General features: G+C 58.1%; 13 protein-coding genes, 1 tRNA gene and 2 pseudogenes. 5 read left to right on the plus strand and 11 right to left on the minus strand.

The genetic code is table 11. The features are described from left to right. Nucleotides 1-8: 8 nt before the first annotated feature. The 3 genes from AO388_RS09215 to AO388_RS29915 form a co-directional block, all read right to left on the minus strand. Nucleotides 9-836, minus strand: coding sequence for an NAD-dependent epimerase/dehydratase family protein (locus tag AO388_RS09215; protein WP_054080629.1), 828 nt, complete (start codon nucleotides 834-836; stop codon nucleotides 9-11). 178 nt (nucleotides 837-1014) lie between these two features. Continuing rightward, on the minus strand, nucleotides 1015-2283 hold the full coding sequence (locus AO388_RS09220; protein ID WP_058416337.1) for an OprD family porin: 1269 nt from the start codon (nucleotides 2281-2283) through the stop codon (nucleotides 1015-1017). A 128-nt stretch (nucleotides 2284-2411) separates the two neighbouring features. Next, the gene (locus AO388_RS29915; protein WP_003365695.1) at nucleotides 2412-2540 is read right to left on the minus strand and encodes a hypothetical protein; all 129 of its coding nucleotides are present in this window, start codon (nucleotides 2538-2540) and stop codon (nucleotides 2412-2414) included. Between the two features lie 227 nt (nucleotides 2541-2767). Here AO388_RS29915 and AO388_RS09225 point away from each other — a divergent pair, with 227 nt between their 5' ends. Then, complete coding sequence (locus AO388_RS09225; RefSeq protein ID WP_003433744.1) at nucleotides 2768-3532, plus strand: SDR family NAD(P)-dependent oxidoreductase; 765 nt, start codon at nucleotides 2768-2770, stop codon at nucleotides 3530-3532. Between the two features lie 63 nt (nucleotides 3533-3595). Here AO388_RS09225 and AO388_RS30240 read toward each other — a convergent pair whose 3' ends face one another. Beyond that, nucleotides 3596-4459, minus strand: coding sequence for a methyl-accepting chemotaxis protein (locus tag AO388_RS30240; RefSeq protein ID WP_371124103.1), 864 nt, complete (start codon nucleotides 4457-4459; stop codon nucleotides 3596-3598). 39 nt (nucleotides 4460-4498) lie between these two features. Beyond that, nucleotides 4499-5680, minus strand: a pseudogene (locus tag AO388_RS30245) (methyl-accepting chemotaxis protein); the annotation flags it as partial. Nucleotides 5681-5894: 214 nt separating this feature from the next. On the opposite strand from AO388_RS30245, the pseudogene AO388_RS30250 reads away from it, so the two are divergent. Further along, nucleotides 5895-6869, plus strand: a pseudogene (locus tag AO388_RS30250) (cache domain-containing protein); the annotation flags it as partial. Nucleotides 6870-6986: 117 nt separating this feature from the next. Then, the gene (locus tag AO388_RS30255) at nucleotides 6987-7775 is read left to right on the plus strand and encodes a methyl-accepting chemotaxis protein (protein WP_371124105.1); all 789 of its coding nucleotides are present in this window, start codon (nucleotides 6987-6989) and stop codon (nucleotides 7773-7775) included. A 163-nt stretch (nucleotides 7776-7938) separates the two neighbouring features. Here the strand turns inward: AO388_RS30255 and AO388_RS09240 are convergent, their stop codons facing one another. Together AO388_RS09240 and lldD are read right to left on the minus strand one after the other, a co-directional pair. Beyond that, complete coding sequence (locus AO388_RS09240; protein WP_058396846.1) at nucleotides 7939-8202, minus strand: hypothetical protein; 264 nt, start codon at nucleotides 8200-8202, stop codon at nucleotides 7939-7941. Nucleotides 8203-8328: 126 nt separating this feature from the next. Next, entirely contained in the window at nucleotides 8329-9471 is a 1143-nt protein-coding gene (gene lldD / locus AO388_RS09245) for an FMN-dependent L-lactate dehydrogenase LldD (RefSeq protein WP_058416338.1), read from the minus strand. A gap of 130 nt (nucleotides 9472-9601) precedes the next feature. Between lldD and AO388_RS09250 the strand changes: the two genes are divergently transcribed. After that, on the plus strand, nucleotides 9602-10498 hold the full coding sequence (locus AO388_RS09250) for a LysR family transcriptional regulator (RefSeq protein WP_058416339.1): 897 nt from the start codon (nucleotides 9602-9604) through the stop codon (nucleotides 10496-10498). Nucleotides 10499-10647: 149 nt separating this feature from the next. Here AO388_RS09250 and AO388_RS09255 read toward each other — a convergent pair. Further along, nucleotides 10648-10724: transfer RNA gene (locus AO388_RS09255), tRNA-Met, on the minus strand. A gap of 1701 nt (nucleotides 10725-12425) precedes the next feature. On the opposite strand from AO388_RS09255, the gene AO388_RS30260 reads away from it, so the two are divergent. Next, nucleotides 12426-13451 carry a methyl-accepting chemotaxis protein gene (locus tag AO388_RS30260; RefSeq protein WP_371124107.1) on the plus strand — a complete coding sequence of 342 codons (1026 nt, stop codon included), beginning with the start codon at nucleotides 12426-12428 and terminating at the stop codon, nucleotides 13449-13451. A 63-nt stretch (nucleotides 13452-13514) separates the two neighbouring features. On the opposite strand, the gene AO388_RS09265 is transcribed toward AO388_RS30260, so the two are convergent. The 3 genes from AO388_RS09265 to gmd all read right to left on the minus strand — a co-directional run bounded on the left by AO388_RS09265 (nucleotide 13515) and on the right by gmd (nucleotide 16670). Then, nucleotides 13515-14627, minus strand: a complete 1113-nt coding sequence (locus AO388_RS09265; RefSeq protein WP_083515787.1) for a glycosyltransferase family 4 protein — start codon at nucleotides 14625-14627, stop codon at nucleotides 13515-13517. Between the two features lie 115 nt (nucleotides 14628-14742). Next, nucleotides 14743-15639, minus strand: coding sequence for a GDP-mannose 4,6-dehydratase (locus tag AO388_RS09270; RefSeq protein WP_058416341.1), 897 nt, complete (start codon nucleotides 15637-15639; stop codon nucleotides 14743-14745). Continuing rightward, nucleotides 15639-16670 carry a GDP-mannose 4,6-dehydratase gene (gene gmd, locus AO388_RS09275; RefSeq protein ID WP_003414986.1) on the minus strand — a complete coding sequence of 344 codons (1032 nt, stop codon included), beginning with the start codon at nucleotides 16668-16670 and terminating at the stop codon, nucleotides 15639-15641. The genes AO388_RS09270 and gmd overlap by 1 nt, the downstream gene beginning before the upstream one ends. Nucleotides 16671-16939: the final 269 nt, after the last annotated feature.

Genomic DNA, 16939 nt, shown 5'->3' on the forward strand with positions numbered 1-16939 from the left:
AGCGCTGCTTATTGGTCGCCGAACGGTCCTGAAGCCACAAAGGCACCGCCCTGGTAAAGCATTGCCGGGTCATCGGCTGCCGGCAGCGGCTGGGCGTCGACCTTCTCGCGGAACACTTCCGAGCTGTCCTTCGGTTTGTAATCCAGTTTGCTGGCCAGGCGGTTGTCCCACCAGACGGTCTTGTTGTCCGAGACGCCGTAGACCACGGTGTGGCCCACGTCTGGCGTGTACAGCGAGCGTTCGATCAACTGAGTCAGGTCAGCAAAGCTCAGCCAGGTACTCATCATTCGGCGGTTTTGCGGTTCGGAAAACGATGAGCCGATACGGATGCTGACGGTTTCGATGCCGTAGCGATCGAAGTAAAAGCTGGCCATGTCCTCGCCGTAGGACTTGGATAGACCGTAGTAACTGTCCGGGCGGCGAGGGGAGTGCGCGTCGATGGTCTCGGTCTGCTTGTAGAAACCGATCACGTGGTTGGAGCTGGCAAAGATCACGCGTTTCACGCCGTGCCGGCGGGCGGCTTCGTAGATGTGGAACACGCCGCAGATATTGGCGCCGAGGATTTCCTCGAACGGGCGTTCGACCGACACACCGCCGAAATGCACGATCGCGTCGACGCCTTCGACCAGTTGGTGCACGGCGTTCTTGTCGGCCAGATCGCAGACCTGAACTTCCTCACTGCCGTCGACAGCGGGCGCCATCTCGGCAATGTCGGAAAGCCGCAGCACTTTTGTGTAAGGGCGCAGAGTTTCGCGCAATACCTTGCCCAGGCCACCTGCCGCGCCGGTCAGCAGGAGGCGATTGAAGGGAGTTTGAGTGGTATGAGCCGATGCCATGAGAGAAGTCCCGATTGTTATTTTTGTCATCTGTTGTCGTATGACTTGCCGGATTATCGGCACCGCATACGCTGATTGTCAACGCGGCCAAGGTCTAAAAACGGGCTGTGCACGCACTTGGCCGGATACATTTGTAACAAGGCAAAACCTGCCGTGGCCAACAGGCTCTGCCACGCTTTCAGAGCAACGAAATAGGGTAGCTGACGAACACGCGATTTTCGTCGAATTCGTTGGTGCTGAAATCACGACGCAGGCTGGAGTTGCGCCATTTGACGTTCAGATTCTTCAGCGCACCGCTTTGGACGGTGTAGGCCAGTTCAGACTCCCGGCCCCATTCCTTGCCGTCAGTGATGTTGCCGGTGTGCACATTGTCGCCGCTGATATAGCGGTTCATCAGGGTCAGGCCGGGTACGCCCAGCGTCGCGAAGTTGTAGTCATGGCGCAGCTGCCAGGATTTCTCTTTGGCGTTGTCGTAGCTGGAGTTGTAACTGTCGTTGGCCAGGGTGCCGCCGCTGGTGCCGTTGACGCGCATCCACGCGGTATCGCCCGTCAGCTTCTGCAGACCGACATAGAAGGTGCTGCCGCCATAGCGGGCCGAGAGCAGCGCGTAGGCCGTCTTGTTATCCAGGTCGCCGGCCAGTTTGTTGCCGTCTTCCTTGCCGATGAAGTAACCCAGGTTCGCGCCCAGGGTCCAGTCGCCGAGCGGCTGACTGTGCAGCAGGTTGAAGAATTGCTGCTGATAGATGTCCTGCAGTTCCGAGTACCAGACGCCTACCTGGGTGCGCTTGTCGTTGAAGACATACTCGCCGCCGCCGAAGTTGAAGCGGTCCGAGGTGAATGCGCCTCGCCCGTTCAGCGACATGTCTTCCATGCTCGCATCGTTGCGTGGGCTGTTGCCGCGGAACTGGCCGCCATACAGCGTCAGGCCGTCGATCTCCTTGGACGTGACCTGACCACCGCGAAACGTCTGCGGCAACGAACGACCGTCATCGGAGCGCAGGATCGGCAGCACCGGCATCCATTCGCCGACCTTCAGTTCGGTCTTGGAAACCCGCGCCTTGCCCGCCACGCCCAGGCGCCCGAAATCATCGGCCGGACGCCCGTCGCTGTGGATCGGTAGCAGCTGAGTGCCGCCCGTACCCTTGCCGCCATCGAGCTTGAGCGAATACAGGCCCAGCACATCAACCCCGAAACCCACCACACCCTGAGTAAAGCCCGACTTGGCGTCGAGAATGAAGCTTTGTGTCCATTCCTCGGCCTTGCTCTGTGGCGCGGCACTGCTCGGGTATGCAGGATTGGTGAAATTACGGTTGAAGTAGGCGTTACGCAGGGTAAGTGTGGCCTTGGTGTCGTCGACGAAACCTTCGGCCATGCCGAGCATCGGGAAAATCAGCGTCATACCGCCGAAGCCCAGCAGGATGCGTGAGCGGGTAGTGTTAGATGTCATTATTGTTGTGCTCCCTTGTTTAGTGAAACCGTCCCCTTTCCTGGCCGCGCGCAAGCGGCGGCCNTACGTGATGCCTGTCGCCAGGCATGGCCTCGACCTGCAGGCGGCCGAGTACCGTTCGCTGTGTTTCAGCGAATGTTGTGAATCGAGAAGGGTGTCTGGTAGTGCGAGTTTTCAGTAAACAAGGCGTCACTGATCAGGGCTTCAATGATTGAGCCCTTGCTGATCGAGCGAGCAGGCGCGGCGAGAGTGTTCATGATGGACTGGCCTCGGTGTTGTTTTTATTTTTGGCGTTATAGGTTGTCGTACAACTGTGGGGATTATTTGCAGACCGCTGCGGCGTTGTCAACGCACCCATGGTCGAGGTTTAACGATTCACCGGTCATTTACAGAGCCATTGACACCAAAATCAAATGCGAGTGAACGCTGCGGCCGGGTGTGCAGTCCACCCGATAATCCCATTCATTTTTTTGGAGACTGCCGAATGAATCGTTTCACCCAGAAAGTCGTCGTCGTAACAGGTGCCGGTTCCGGAATCGGCGCAGCGACCGCCAAACGTTTTGCCGAGGAAGGCGCAAGCGTCGTGCTGGTCGGCCGCAATCACGACAAGCTGGCCAAAGTAGCCGCCCAACTGAAGGGCGAAGGGCACCTGGTCAGAGCCGCGGACGTGGCCGACCCGAGCGACGTGGAAGCGCTGTTCAAGGAAGTGGCGACGCGCTTCGGGCGCCTGGATGTGCTGGTCAACAATGCTGGTATCGTCAAGTCCGGCAAAGTGACCGAGCTGGGCATAGAGGATTGGAAAGAGTTGATGTCCGTGGACCTGGACGGCGTGTTCTATTGCACCCGCACCGCCATGCCTGCACTGATCGCCAGCAAAGGCAACATCATCAACGTCTCGTCGGTGTCCGGTCTGGGCGGCGACTGGGGCATGAGTTTCTATAACGCGGCCAAGGGCGCGATCACCAACTTCACTCGTTCGCTGGCCATGGACCATGGTGCTGACGGCGTGCGCGTGAATGCCGTCTGCCCCTCACTGACCCGCAGCGAGCTGACCGAAGATATGCTCGGTGACAAAGCGTTGATGGCCAAGTTCATGGAGCGCATCCCACTGGGTCGCCCGGGTGAAGCCGAAGACGTCGGCGATGTGATCGCTTTCCTGGCCAGTGACGACGCGCGCTTCGTGACCGGCGTCAACCTCCCGGTCGATGGCGGCCTGTCGGCGTCCAACGGGCAGCCGCCACAGGCGTGACGGTCAGGAGTGCAGAAACAATCAAGCCCGGTAAAGACCGGGCTTGATGTCAACGCCGGGTGATTAGATCCGGAAGTGGCTGACCATCGTTTGCAACTGCCCGCCCAGGCGCGCCAGTTCGACGCTGGACGCAGCGGTTTCTTCGCTGGCCGAAGCGGTCTGCTCGGAGACATCGCGCACGTTGACGATGCTGCGGCTGATTTCCTCGGCAACCGCGCTTTGCTCTTCAGCGGCGGCGGCAATCTGCTGGTTCATCGCCTGAATGCTCGACACCGTCTGCGTGATGCTGCCCAGCGACGTGCCAGCCTTACGGCTGAGGGTCACGCTGCTGACGGTCAGTTCGCGGCTGTTGAGCATGATGCTGGACACCTGGCGCGTACCACTCTGCAACGCAGCGACCAGTGTTTCGATCTCCACGGTGGATTGCTGCGTACGTTGTGCCAGGCCGCGGACTTCGTCGGCAACCACCGCAAATCCACGTCCGGCTTCACCCGCACGCGCTGCTTCGATAGCAGCGTTGAGCGCCAGCAGGTTGGTCTGTTCGGCCACCGCCTTGATGACGTCCATCACCTTGCCGATCTTGTCGCTTTCCTGCTCCAACTGAGTCATGGCGTCGGCCGAGCGACCCACTTCGTTGGCCAGTCGCTCGATCTGGGCGATCGCCTCACCCACCACCTTGTCACCGTCACGCGCTTCGCGGTCGGCGTTGGAAGCGGCTTGCGAGGCCTGTTCGGCGTTACGCGCCACTTCTGCAACCGTCGCCGACATCTCGTGCATGGCGGTAGCGACCTGGTCGGTTTCGACTTTCTGGCTGTTGACGCCAGCGCTGGTCTGTTCGGTAACCGCCGACAGTTCTTCGGCGGCACTGGCGATCTGTACGACGCTGTCGCGAATACCGCCAATCAGCTCGCGCAGCGTGGTGCCCATGCGCTGGATGCCTTGCTGCAGAACGCCGAGCTCATCGCGACGTGTCACGGCCAAGGTCTGGGTCAGGTCACCGGATGCGATACGGTCGACCACCGCCAGGGTTTCCTGCAGCGGACGGGTAATCTGCCGGGTGATGATCACTGCGGCGATGATGCCCAGAATGATCGCCAGCAGTGTGCAGACAATCTGCGTAGTACGCGCCTGTGCGCTTTCCTGATCGCGGCGATCCAATTGCAGCTTGTACATGTCCTCGCTGATCTTGACGATATCCTGGCCTTGCGTGGTCATTTCCTTGCGCGCCTGGACAATCGTGCCCGTGGCGGCCTTGAAGTTCTGCAAGGTCGCCCGGTACGCCATCAACGAGGCTTCCAGCTGCCTGAGCTGATCGGCCTGAGTGCCGCTGAAGGTTGCCTTGAGCGCATCCAGATCCTTGATGGCCGCATCCAGTTTCGAGACGGCTGCCTGCTCGGTCTCAGGTGTGGCATTGGTGGTGTAACCGCGCACTTCATAGCGTGCGAGTCTCAAGTCATCTTTTGCGTCGGTGACAAGTCGGTACTGCTCGAAGCGGTTGGCGTCAGCCGGGTCCATATTTTTGACTTCAGTCACAAGCTGCTCGAACACCGCGAGGCTTTTGACAGCATGGGTCGTCAGCTCATCACGAGCCGCAGTGCTGGCCTTGTAGCCACTGCGCATGTTGTTGAGGGACTTCTGGTAGTCAGCGATCACGATGCCCAACTGATCGAGCATTTTCACGTTTTCGGGACTTTTGAACGAGGCCCGAAGTTTTTCCTGATACGCCTTGAAGCTGTCCAGCGAAGTCTGCACGGTTTCGGCAACCTTCTCGTCGCCGTCGGCCACCATGTACTGGAGGCGTGTCACGCGCAGTTTGGTCAACTGGGCATTGAGTGAAGTAATGTCACTCATCCAGTTGCTGCGATTGATCAGCCCGCTCATGCTGGTCCAGCCAGTCAATGCAAGAATGGCTGTAAAAACAAGTACTAGACCGAACCCAAGGGCCAGTTTCATATTCACGCTGATGTTTGCAAACCAGCTACTCATTGAATTCTCCAACAACTGCCATTGAAACGGTGTTATCCCTGAAAGGTATGGCATACAGGTCAGGGCAGGGTGAGGTATACAGACGCTATCGGCAGGGACCGGCCAAGCTGAAATAAAAAATAAAGAAAGTTCCAAAACGCGCCGAGTATTTTTTTCAGGCATATCAATTGCGTCGGCACACCGTTATAAAGCACTGCCAACGTCATTGGAGTACAGCGCAGCATTTCACGGGAAAGGCACGCTATTGGCTGTGTTTACGCGATTAAAACCCTATTCGTTGTAGGTTCATTGTGTGTGCAGGGCATGACATTTTTTGTGTCGCAAGTTGCTCTGGCATCTGAGCCTTCTTCTAGCAGTCCTTTTGAGATGCCTTGTCATGAATTTGAAGTTTCGTCATAAGATCCTGTTGGCCGCGGCCGGTGTAGTGGTGCTGGCGTTCGCCTTGTTCACCTTTTACAACGATTACCTGCAACGTAAGACGATCAACCAGAACCTTGAGTCCTCCGTGGGCCAAGCGGGTCAGCTGACTGCCAGCAGCGTCCAGAACTGGCTGAGCGGACGCATTCTGGTGTTGGAAAATCTCACCCAGAACGTAGCCTTTCAGGGGGTCAATTCCGATCTCAGCGGGCTGGTATCGCAGTCTGCGCTGGTATCGACCTTCCAGTTCACCTATGTCGGTGACAGCAAAGGCACGTTCACTCAGCGGCCCAACGTGGACATGCCTGCGGGCTACGACCCTCGCCAGCGGCCCTGGTACAAGTCCACTGTCGACGCGGGCAAAACCATTCTCAGCGCGCCTTATCAGGCTTCCGTGGGTGGCCTGGTGGTAACGATCGCCAGCCCGGTCAAGGCGGCAGGTCAGGTCACCGGTGTCGTCGGTGGCGATCTGAGCCTCGACACGCTGGTCAAGATCATCAACTCGGTCGAATTCGGTGGGCTGGGTTACGCCTTTCTGGTCAGTGGCGACGGGCAGATCATCGTCAGTCCGGACAAGGAACAGGTGATGAAAAACCTCAAGGACATCTACCCCGGACAGACCATCAGCCTGGACGCGCGCCTGCGTGAGGTGACCCTCAATGGTCAGCAACGGCTGCTGTCATTCACCCCGATTACCGGGCTGCCCTCGGCTGACTGGTACATCGGTCTGTCGATCGACAAGGACAAGGCCTATGCGCCCTTGAGCCAGTTTCGCAGCTCGGCGATGGTTGCCGTGCTGATTGCCGTTGCCGTGATTGCGTTGCTGTTGAGCCTGCTCATTCGCGCGCTGATGCGCCCGCTGACCGATATGGGCCGTGCGATGCAGGACATCGCCCAAGGCGAGGGTGACCTGACCCGGCGTCTGAGCATTCAGGGCAAGGACGAGTTCGCCGCACTGGGTGGTTCGTTCAATCAGTTCGTGGAGCGCGTGCATGCGTCCATCGCTGAGGTCTCCTCCGCAACGCTTCAGGTGCATGACCTGTCGCAGCGGGTGGTCAACTCCTCCAACTCGTCCATCGTCGGTTTCGATGAGCAGAGCGCCCGGACCAACAGCGTCGCTGCAGCGATCAACGAGCTGGGGGCTGCAACCCAGGAGATTGCCCGCAACGCATCGGACGCCTCGATCCAGGCCAGTGAGGCCCGCAATCAGGCAGAAGACGGTCAGGTAGTGGTCGAGAAGACCATCCACGCCATGAGCGCGTTGTCGGCCAAGATCAGTGATTCCTGCACGCAGATCGAGCAACTCAACGCCAGCACCGAAAACATCGGCCACATTCTTGATGTCATCAAAGGCATCTCGCAGCAGACCAACCTGCTGGCCCTCAACGCCGCTATCGAAGCTGCCCGCGCGGGTGAAGCCGGACGCGGTTTTGCGGTAGTGGCCGACGAGGTGCGCAACCTTGCGCATCGCACCCAGACATCTGCCGACGAGATCCACAAGATGATTGGCGGCCTGCAGACCGGCTCTCAGCACGCCGTACTCAACATGAATGAAAGTCAGACGTCGAGTCAGGAAAGTGTCGAAGTTGCCAATCAGGCCGGTAGTCGTCTACGCGATGTAACGCGGCGCATTGGCGATATCGACGGCATGAATCAATCCGTCGCTGCGGCGACAGAAGAGCAGACCGCTGTTGTCGAAACACTCAATATCGATATCAATCAGATCAACACGCTCAATCAACAAGGCGTGGCCAACCTTAATGAAACGCTCAAGGATTGTGCTGCGCTTTCGCAACAGGCCGGACGTTTGAAACAACTGGTCGACAGTTTCAAGATTTGACCGTACATCCAGTGACAGAGGCCGGGCCACTTGCCCTGAGTAGATGGCCCGGTCTGTAAGGGTGAGGGCTAGAAGCACCTGTGCGTAGGTGTTTTATCAAACCCGCCGGACGTTACAGCGTCATCCGCCCATAAAAAAGCCTGCTCAATGGCAGGCTTTTTGGTCAGAGATCTTTTTTAACTTCTTTATCGATATGCTTGTCAGCCTTGTGACGCTCTTTGTCGTCATGCCTCGCACCTTTGTCGACCTCGTCGGCGTCGTGCTTCACACCTTTGTCCACTTCCTTGGCGTCATGATCGATACCTTTATCCAGCTCACGGTTATCGTGTCGGACACCCTTTTCGAGCTCACTCTCTGCTAAGGCCACGGGCGCTACAGCACCCGCCAGGAAGAGGGCGGCAGTCATTGAGAGTACGAGTTTACGCATGCTTCGCTCCTTCAAGAGAAATGCTGGCTCGTCTTGAGCCAGCATTTTCGAGCATAGACCAGGCATTCAAAGTGAAAAATGCAGTTCGTCGAAAGGCCGACTTGAGTAACGATCCAGTCCCGGCCTTCAAGCAACTGCTTTAACAAGAATGCTTTCGTCGATCTGCTCAATCGATGTCACCCCGGTCAACGTCGTCGCCACATGCATTTCCCTGGCAAAAATATCCAGCATATTCTCGACGCCACGCTGCCCATCGGCGCCCAGCGCATAGGCCATCGAGCGTCCGAGCAATATGCCTTTGGCGCCAAGAGCGAGCATGCGCACCACATCAAGACCCGAGCGAATGCCGGAGTCGGCCAGCACCGTCAGGTCACTGCCGACCGCCTGAACAATAGGCGGCAAGGCCTTGGCGGTGGACAGCACGCCATCCAGCTGACGTCCGCCGTGGTTGGATACCACAATGCCGTCCGCGCCAAAACTCAGCGCATCCCTGGCATCCTGCGGATCGAGAATACCCTTGATGATCATCGGGCCTTCCCAGAACTCACGAATCCACTCCAGAGCCTTCCAGCTGATGGACGGGTCGAAGTTGTTCGCCAGCCAGCCCACATAATCTTCCAGCGTGGTGGCCTTGCCCAGGTATCTGGAGATATTGCCCAGATCATGAGGGCGACCGAGCAGGCCGACATTCAGCGCCCAGTCCGGCTTGGTCATGGCTTGCAGAATGCGTCGAGGCGCGGCATAAGGCCCGGACATGCCCGAGTGCGCATCGCGATAACGCGCGCCGGGCGTTGGCATGTCGACGGTGAAGACCAGCGTCGTGACGCCCGCCGCCCTGGCACGCTCCAGAGCGTTTTTCATAAAGCCACGGTCTTTGAGCACGTACAGCTGAAACCAGATCGCCTGCTTGCTCTGCGACGCTACCTCTTCAATCGAACACACCGACACCGTCGACAGGCAGAATGGAATCCGCTTGTTCGCCGCGGCCTTGGCTGCCTGCACTTCACCCCGGCGCGCATACATTCCGCTCAAGCCCACGGGGCTGAGGACAATCGGCATGGCCAGGGATTCGCCAAACAGCCTGGTTTCAAGACTCACGTTATCGACATTTTTCAGGACCCGCTGGCGCAGGCTTATATCGGCCAGGTCCGAACCATTGGTACACAGCGTGTGCTCTGCATACGCACCGCCGTCAATGTAATCAAACAGAAAACGCGGGAGTTTGCGTTTGGCCGCTGCACGGTAATCGGATGCCGAAGAAATAATCATGACGTTTTCCTGAGCGAATAAATCTACGAACCAAGGCCGCCAGGGGTGAGCGGCAGATTCAGATTACGGAAAAACCGACTATGATCAAAACAACTAATACAACTTGAATTCAGTCGGAAATCGAATACTTGTGAACCTTCGAACATTACGCACTTTTGTCGAAGTGGTGCGTCAGGGTAGCTTCTCCCAGGCCGCTGACGTGGTATCGCTCACTCAGTCCACCGTCAGCAAGGCCGTCAAGACCCTTGAAGACGAATTGGGCGCGCCGCTGTTGAGCCGCATTGGCCACCGCAGCGAACTGACCGCCGCCGGTGAAATCGTCTACCGCCGCGCCTTGACCCTGTTGGCCGAGCGCAACGATCTGCTGACCGAGCTCAACGACCTGCGTGGTTTGAAGGGCGGCGTGTTGCGCATCGGTCTGCCACCCGTGGGCAGTGGTGCGCTTTTCGCCGCCATGTTCACTCAATACCGCGCCCGCTATCCGGATATCGATATTCAGCTCACCGAACACGGCGCGAGCAAACTGCATGAGTGCCTGGCGTCGGGAGAAGTCGAGCTGGCAGCACTGCTGAAGATGAACTCGTTCAGTGAAGAGTTCGATTACCAGGATGTGCGTATCGAGCCGGTGGTGGTGGTCATGGCAGAGAACCATCCATTGGCCAAGCGCAAACGAGTCGTCATTGAAGACCTGGCCGAAACGCCATTTATCCTCTTCGAGGTGGGGTTTGCACTGAACACCATGATCAAACTGACCTGCGACCGCAAGGGCGTTACGCCCAAAGTGACTGCACGCAGTGGTCAGGTCGACTTTATTGTGGATCTGGTCTCGGCAGGACTGGGTGTCGCATTTTTGCCGAGGATGCTGGCGCAAAAGCACTATCACGACGGGATTCGATTGGTTGCGCTGGACGAGCCGGATACGGATTGGCATATGGTGTTGGCATGGCGCAAGAACGCGCACTTGTCACCTGCGGCCGAGGCCTGGTTGGCGCTCGCTAGGGAAACCCGTCTCCCGACGACGTCCTGAAATCCCGGAGGCGTGCTTTAAGCACACGCAGGGGGGGCTGGGAGGCATAAGAGGTGTGACAAAACGGGAAGTCCAGAAACAAGAAAGCCCGCACGAGGCGGGCTTCTTGTTGATTCACAGTGATCAGAAGAAAACTGTGAATCGGTACTTGGTGGCTACACAGGGACTTGAACCCCGGACCCCAGCATTATGAATGCTATGCTCTAACCAACTGAGCTATGTAGCCAAGTGGCGCGCATTATTCTCGGAGAACGCATATGTGTCAAGCGTTGTTGTGAAAAATAATTGCGTGCGATCAACCGGTTAGGTGGCAGCGCTTGTCGGAACGTCTTTCCGGGCGCTTACCGGAACAGGGTGTCGAGTATCTTCAGGTCATCGAATAGCACTCGGCCATCTCCCTTCGCTCCCTGAGCCAGGCCTTGGCGCCGTTGTCCGTTCGCGCTCATCGGCATCCTGTTCACGGTCCGGGTGCAGCGCGCTGGCCAGCTTGCGGCTTTTTTTGGCTTCTGTGAGCCTTGCGCCTGCTAGGCCTGCTTACCGAGCATCGGAATCAACTCTTCGATCCACATCTTTTCGCGGCTTGCTGAAATCGCGAGCCACTGCTGCAAAAGCTTGCACCTGGTTTCGAGCTTTTACGGGATAAGAAAATGGCTGCCGTAAAGCGCTTTTCCCGTCGGCTGGGCGGTCCGGTTCTTGCTTGGTTGTGCCTGATAGCTCGTTTGAGAAGCTTTTTGACGCCAAGAACAACGAATGGCGACACTTTGCGTACCAATCTGAGGCGACGCGTATCGTCATTGAAACAATAACATGGCATTTTGCTGCTAGTGTTTTTCCAACAAAAGGCATCGCCTCTGTTTGTGCAGATCTGGCAGGTGTTCACGGGGAGTCGCAGGACATGAACAGTCTTTTGTCACCAGGCATGCGCCTGATGGGACATTTTGGTTTTGCTCGCAAGTTTCAGGTCTTGTTCCTGCTGTTCATGTTGCCGCTGGCGGGCAGCGCGTGGGTCATCACCAAGGAGTACAGCAACAAGCTCGATGTCATTTCCGGGGAGCAATCCGGCGTGCGTCAGTTGCTGGCGCTCGACGATCTGAACATCGAGCTGTCCGCCCAGCGCGATCATGCCGCACGCTGGAAAGCCGCCGATATCCTGCGCGAGCCGACCCCGGCAGCGAAGGCGGCGATGGCCAACGTCGATGCGGGGATCCCTCGCATTGCCAAGGCGCTGGAAGGCGTTCAGGCCGCATTGGTCGAGGAAAAGGCGCCTGTCGATACCATGAACCGGTTCAAGACGCTTCAAGCCGCTGTCACCGGTCTGGACACGGCATCATTGCGCACAGTGGGCTGGTGGCCTGATGGCTATGACCGATTCACTACGGTGCTGAATCTGGTCCAGGCGCTGCGCGAGCAGATCGCGATGGACAGCGGTTTGATTCTCGACCCCTGGCTTGAAACCTACATGCTCATGCAGCTCTCCACCCAGCAAGTGCCGGACCTGATCGAGCGTATCGGCCGTCTGTCGAGTGTCGGGCAGACGTCGGTGGCATCGGGTCAGTTCAGTCTGCAGAGCCGTCTGCAAATGCGCGATCTGCGCGGTCGCATCGATGACTCCAGGGATCAGATGCAAAAGGCTGCCGGCCTGCTGCTGTCCAAGCTTCCCGAGCAGTTGCAGCCTTGGGCGGACAAGTACGCTGCAGTAATACAAGTGCTGGAGACACAGCTTAAGGTCATTGATGACGGTGTTTTCGGCGGCAGCATCAAGCTCAAGCCTGAAGAGTTCGAAAAGAGCATCGACACCCTGACCGGCAGCACGGCAGATTTGCGCAGGCAATCGCTTGACGCGCTCAATGGACGTCTCGATTACTACCACGAGAGCTCCAACACCGAGTTCATCCCGATGGCAGTGATCTTCTGTGTCCTGGTGATCATGGCAATCTATCTGTTCGCCTGTCTGCAATCCTCGATCCGCAATAGCGCCAAAGGCATCACCACGCTGGCTGAGTCCCTGCGTGACGGTAATCTGTGTGTGGAAGTGGCTGTGCAGGGCCGTGACGAGCTTGCTGCCATCAGTCGCGCGCTGAACGTCGCGGTGGTGCAACTGCGTACCAGCCTGCTGGGCGTCAATCAGGAAACGGTTCGCGTCGGCGATGCGGTGCTGACGCTGAATGCCCAGTCCAGCGGAACGCTGAGCGAGGTCGAAGACCAGCAGCAACAGATCAGTCAGATCGCCGCAGCAGCCACCGAGCTGGCCGCCACCTCCCAGGGCGTGGCCAGAAGCTGTGAACAGGCATCGGAAAGCGCTCGGCAGACGCGTCAGATTGCTCAGCAAAGCAGTCAGGACAGCCAGCGCACCACTGACAGTATCCAGCAGCTCAATCAGCGTCTGACCGAGACTGCCGCCGCGCTGGGTCGGGTCAGCGAGCAGGGGCAGCAGATTCAATCGGTGGTGGATGCCATTCGCGGCATCGCCGAACAGACTAACCTGCTGGCCCTCAACGCAGCCATCGAGGCGGCACGCGCCGGTGAACAAGGGCGCGGGTTCGCGGTGGTTGCCGATGAAGTGCGCAGCCTGTCCCAGCGTACCCAGGCCTCGACCGCCCAGATCGCCGGCACGGTCGACAGCTTGCGCTCCACCGTGACGCAGGCGGTCAACCTGATGGAAGCGGCCTGCGGGCAAGCCGTCAACGATGCGCAGTCGGTGACCGGGCTGGGCGTCCGCCTGGGCGAAATCGCCACGGCAGTGCAGGGTGTGACCGATACGCTGGCGCAGATATCGACCGCCGTGGAAGAACAGGCGTCGACCGCTGATGAAGTGAGCAGCAACATCCAGCAGGTCGATCAGGCCGCAGGGCGTTTGCTGCAAGGTGCCCGCGCAGTCAATCAGGCGGCGGATACCTTGAGTCAGGGCAGTCGGGCGTTGAATGATAATACGGCGCGGTTTCGGTTGGGGTGATACGCCAAATAGTCAGTAAAAAGCCCCAGTGATGGGGCTTTTTTATTCATCGAGAGATGACATTCATTTCAGCAGGCTTTGATAGGCCTGCACAGTCGACGCGCACATCTTTTCGGCGGTGAACACCTCATGGAAGCGTGCCAGCGCGTTCTCGCCGAAGCGGGCCGCTTGCTGCGGGTCTTCCCACAAGCGGCGCATCGCTTCGCGCAACGCCAGCGGATTTTCCGGTGGTACTGCCAGGCCGGTTTCTTCGTCGATATTCACGTAGGTCGTGCCGGTGCCGATCTCGCAGGAGATCATCGGCTTGCCGTACATCGAGGCTTCAAGCAGCGAGATGCCGAATGCTTCCGAGCGTAGGTGGGAAGGAAAGACCAGGGCGTAACACATCTGCAGCAGGCACGCCTTGTCTTCATCGTCCAGTCGACCGAGAAACAGCACGTTGCGCAGTTGCAGTTTCTCGGCCTGTTCCTTGAGCTCGGCCTCCTGAGGTCCGCCACCGAGGATCACCACCGGGTAATCAACGCCCTCCAAGGCACTGAGTAGTGTGTGCAGGCCCTTGTAATAGCGCAGCACGCCGACGAACAGAAAGAACTTGCCCGGCACGCGCTGTTGCCATTCTGAACGTTTCTGCGCCGGGACCACCGGATAGGCCGACTGATCCAGCCCGTAGGGCACGACCACGGTCCTGTCGGCGAAGGGTTTCAGGGTATCGCTGGTCTGCAGGTAATTAGGCGAGGCCACCAGAATGCGGTCCATGCGTTTGAGAAACTGGTTCATCAACGGGCTGTACAGCTTCAGCAGTGTGCGCTGCTTGATGATGTCCGAGTGATAACTGAGCACCGTTGGCCGGCCATGGCGGGTGGCGAAATGCACCAGATCCATCAGCGGCCAGGGGAAATGAAAATGAACCAGATCGGCTTCCGCGGCCATTTCCCTGAACTGACTGAAGACGCTTGCAGAAAAGCCCGTGGACGCCAGATTGAAGTTTTCCTTCACGCGCGTGACCTGGTGGTCTGCGACCTGCAGGCGAGCGGGGGAGGGGGATGGGCTCAGCGTCAGCACCTGGCTTTCTACATCCAACACACGGCAGCCCTGAGCGAGCTGGAAAATGACCTGCTCTATCCCGCCGGTGGTGTCCGGGTAGTAGGTTTTGAAGAAGTGAAGAACCTTGATCATCGTCTGCCTGATTCAGCCATGCGTGCTGAGTCGTTCACCACGGGCTTTAAGGGTGTTTAAAAAGGAAAGGCCTGTCTACCAGGTAGACAGGCCTTATTTTGTAACTGCCCACCAATCAAGCGGAGGGCAACATCCAGCTCAGGGTTTCCCGAAGCGGCGGGGTCTCCCAGTCGTGGACCAACGCGCGCAGGCGAGCGTTGCTGCCGCACAAGGTCTTGACCTCATTGGCCCGGACAAACGCAGGGTTGACCTGAACGTCGATATCCTGGCCAGTGATTTCCCGGCACATGTCGATCACTTCGCGCAGCGAGTGCGTCACGCCGGAGCTGACGTTGATCGTCTGTCCGACCGGGCAGGCTTCCAGCAGACCACGGTAGGCGCTGACAACAGCGCGCACATCACTGAAATCACGCCACACATCAAGGTTGCCCAGTTCGATGGTGCTGGCCTTGCGTGCGAAGTGCGAAACGATCTTGGGCAGCAGAAAGTTCTCTGCCTGCCCGACGCCGGTGTAGTTGAACGGCCTGGCGATGACAATGGGCAACCTGGCGTGCCAGAGGCTCGCCATGTATTCCATCGCCAGTTTGCTCACGGCATAGTCGTTGGCCGGTGCGGGCGGAGTCGTTTCATCCAGCATGCCGGATGAAGCATTGCCGTAGACATTGGCGCTGCTCGCCAGCAACACACAGTCAGGCACCTTGCCGCAGGCATCGATCGCTTCGAGCAGGTTGCGGGTGCCGATCAGGTTGACCTGATAGAAAGCATCCGCTGCCCCATGCCCGACGAACGCCAATGCTGCGAGGTGCACGACGATATCCGGCTGAGTGTCTGCCAGCAGCTTGCGAAGACCTGCCACGTCTGCCAGATCCACCTGGTAGTAGCCTGGACTGTCCGAAGGCTGACTGCCGACGCCAAGGACTTCACAGCCCTGGGCGGCAAGCTCGTTCGCCATGAAACGGCCTGTAAAGCCGTTGATTCCGGTGATCAGTGCGCGCTTGCCGGCAATACTCATCAGAACGAAAAGCCTTTTTCATTACGACGCAGATCCGCTTCGACCATCATGCGGCACAGCTCTTCCAGATTGGTCTTCGGTTCCCAGCCCAGGACTTCCTTGGCTTTTGCAGGGTTACCGATCAGCAGCTCGACTTCGGTTGGGCGGTAGAACTTCGGATTGACCGAAACCAGTACCTTGCCAGTGTCTGCGCAAATGCCTTTTTCCGACTCGGCTTCGCCTTCCCACTTGATGGTCACGCCAGTGGCCTTGAATGCCATGCTCACGAAGTCGCGTACGGTTTCAGTGCGGTTTGTGGCCAGGACAAAGGTGTCCGGCTCATCAGCCTGCAGCATGCGCCACATGCCTTCGACGTATTCCTTGGCAAAACCCCAGTCGCGCTTGGCGTCCATGTTGCCCAGTTCGAACGACTCGATCAGGCCCAGTTTGATCTTGGCAACCGAATCGGTGATTTTGCGGGTTACGAACTCACGGCCACGCAGCGGCGACTCGTGGTTGAACAGGATGCCGCTGGTGGCGAAGATGTCGTACGACTCACGGTAGTTGATGGTCATCCAGTGAGCGTAGAGCTTGGCGACGCCATACGGGCTGCGCGGGTAGAACGGAGTGCTTTCTACTTGCGGGATGGCCTGGACCTTGCCGAACATCTCGGAAGTCGATGCCTGGTAGAAACGGATCTTGGTGTTGACGATGCGAATGGCTTCCAGCAGGTTGACTGCGCCGATGCCGGTGATTTCGGCAGTGGTCAACGGCTGTTCGAACGACACGCCCACGAAGCTTTGTGCCGCGAGGTTGTAGACCTCGGTAGCGCCCGTGGTTTGCAGCAAGCGAATGCTGGCAGACAGGTCAGTCAGGTCATACTCGACGAGATGCAGATTAGGGTTGTTCTGGATCCCGAGCTCTTCTATACGCCAGAAATTGACGGAGCTGGTACGGCGATAGGTGCCGTAAACGGTATAGCCTTTTTCGAGCAGCAGCTCAGCCAGGTAAGCGCCGTCTTGACCAGTAATGCCGGTAATGATTGCTTTCATGCTAGATTTTTTAACTCCATCAAAGATCGGGTGCCCCAGCTTGCTCACGGGGGGGCTTGTGCTGTATTCGAGGCGGGTCATGATACAGGTTAGCAAGCGTGTAGACGACTGTTGCACCTTGTTGTGTGGCATTTATTATGCCCGTTCAGCGACTCGCCGGCTCTGTTCTTGAGTGACTACCGTGATAGCAGAGGTGGCGAAAGGGTATCATTGCACGTGAGCCGTTCGTAGACATCCATGACATAGCCATTGATCACAGGTTCTGCAAT

The organism is Pseudomonas sp. ICMP 10191 (assembly GCF_001467335.1).
Lineage (GTDB): Bacteria > Pseudomonadota > Gammaproteobacteria > Pseudomonadales > Pseudomonadaceae > Aquipseudomonas > Aquipseudomonas cerasi.

Bases quoted from the DNA above. Each gene is read 5' to 3' on its own strand.
- AO388_RS09265 (WP_083515787.1), bottom strand. From the start codon at position 14,627: ATGATCAAGGTTCTTCACTTCTTCAAAACCTACTACCCGGACACCACC.
- AO388_RS29915 (WP_003365695.1), bottom strand. From the start codon at position 2,540: ATGAACACTCTCGCCGCGCCTGCTCGCTCGATCAGCAAGGGCTCAATC.
- AO388_RS09225 (WP_003433744.1), top strand. From the start codon at position 2,768: ATGAATCGTTTCACCCAGAAAGTCGTCGTCGTAACAGGTGCCGGTTCC.
- AO388_RS09220 (WP_058416337.1), bottom strand. From the start codon at position 2,283: ATGACATCTAACACTACCCGCTCACGCATCCTGCTGGGCTTCGGCGGT.
- lldD (WP_058416338.1), bottom strand. From the start codon at position 9,471: ATGATTATTTCTTCGGCATCCGATTACCGTGCAGCGGCCAAACGCAAA.
- AO388_RS30240 (WP_371124103.1), bottom strand. From the start codon at position 4,459: ATGGGCACCACGCTGCGCGAGCTGATTGGCGGTATTCGCGACAGCGTC.
- AO388_RS09270 (WP_058416341.1), bottom strand. From the start codon at position 15,639: ATGAGTATTGCCGGCAAGCGCGCACTGATCACCGGAATCAACGGCTTT.
- AO388_RS09215 (WP_054080629.1), bottom strand. From the start codon at position 836: ATGGCATCGGCTCATACCACTCAAACTCCCTTCAATCGCCTCCTGCTG.
- AO388_RS30260 (WP_371124107.1), top strand. From the start codon at position 12,426: ATGGCAATCTATCTGTTCGCCTGTCTGCAATCCTCGATCCGCAATAGC.
- gmd (WP_003414986.1), bottom strand. From the start codon at position 16,670: ATGAAAGCAATCATTACCGGCATTACTGGTCAAGACGGCGCTTACCTG.
- AO388_RS09240 (WP_058396846.1), bottom strand. From the start codon at position 8,202: ATGCGTAAACTCGTACTCTCAATGACTGCCGCCCTCTTCCTGGCGGGT.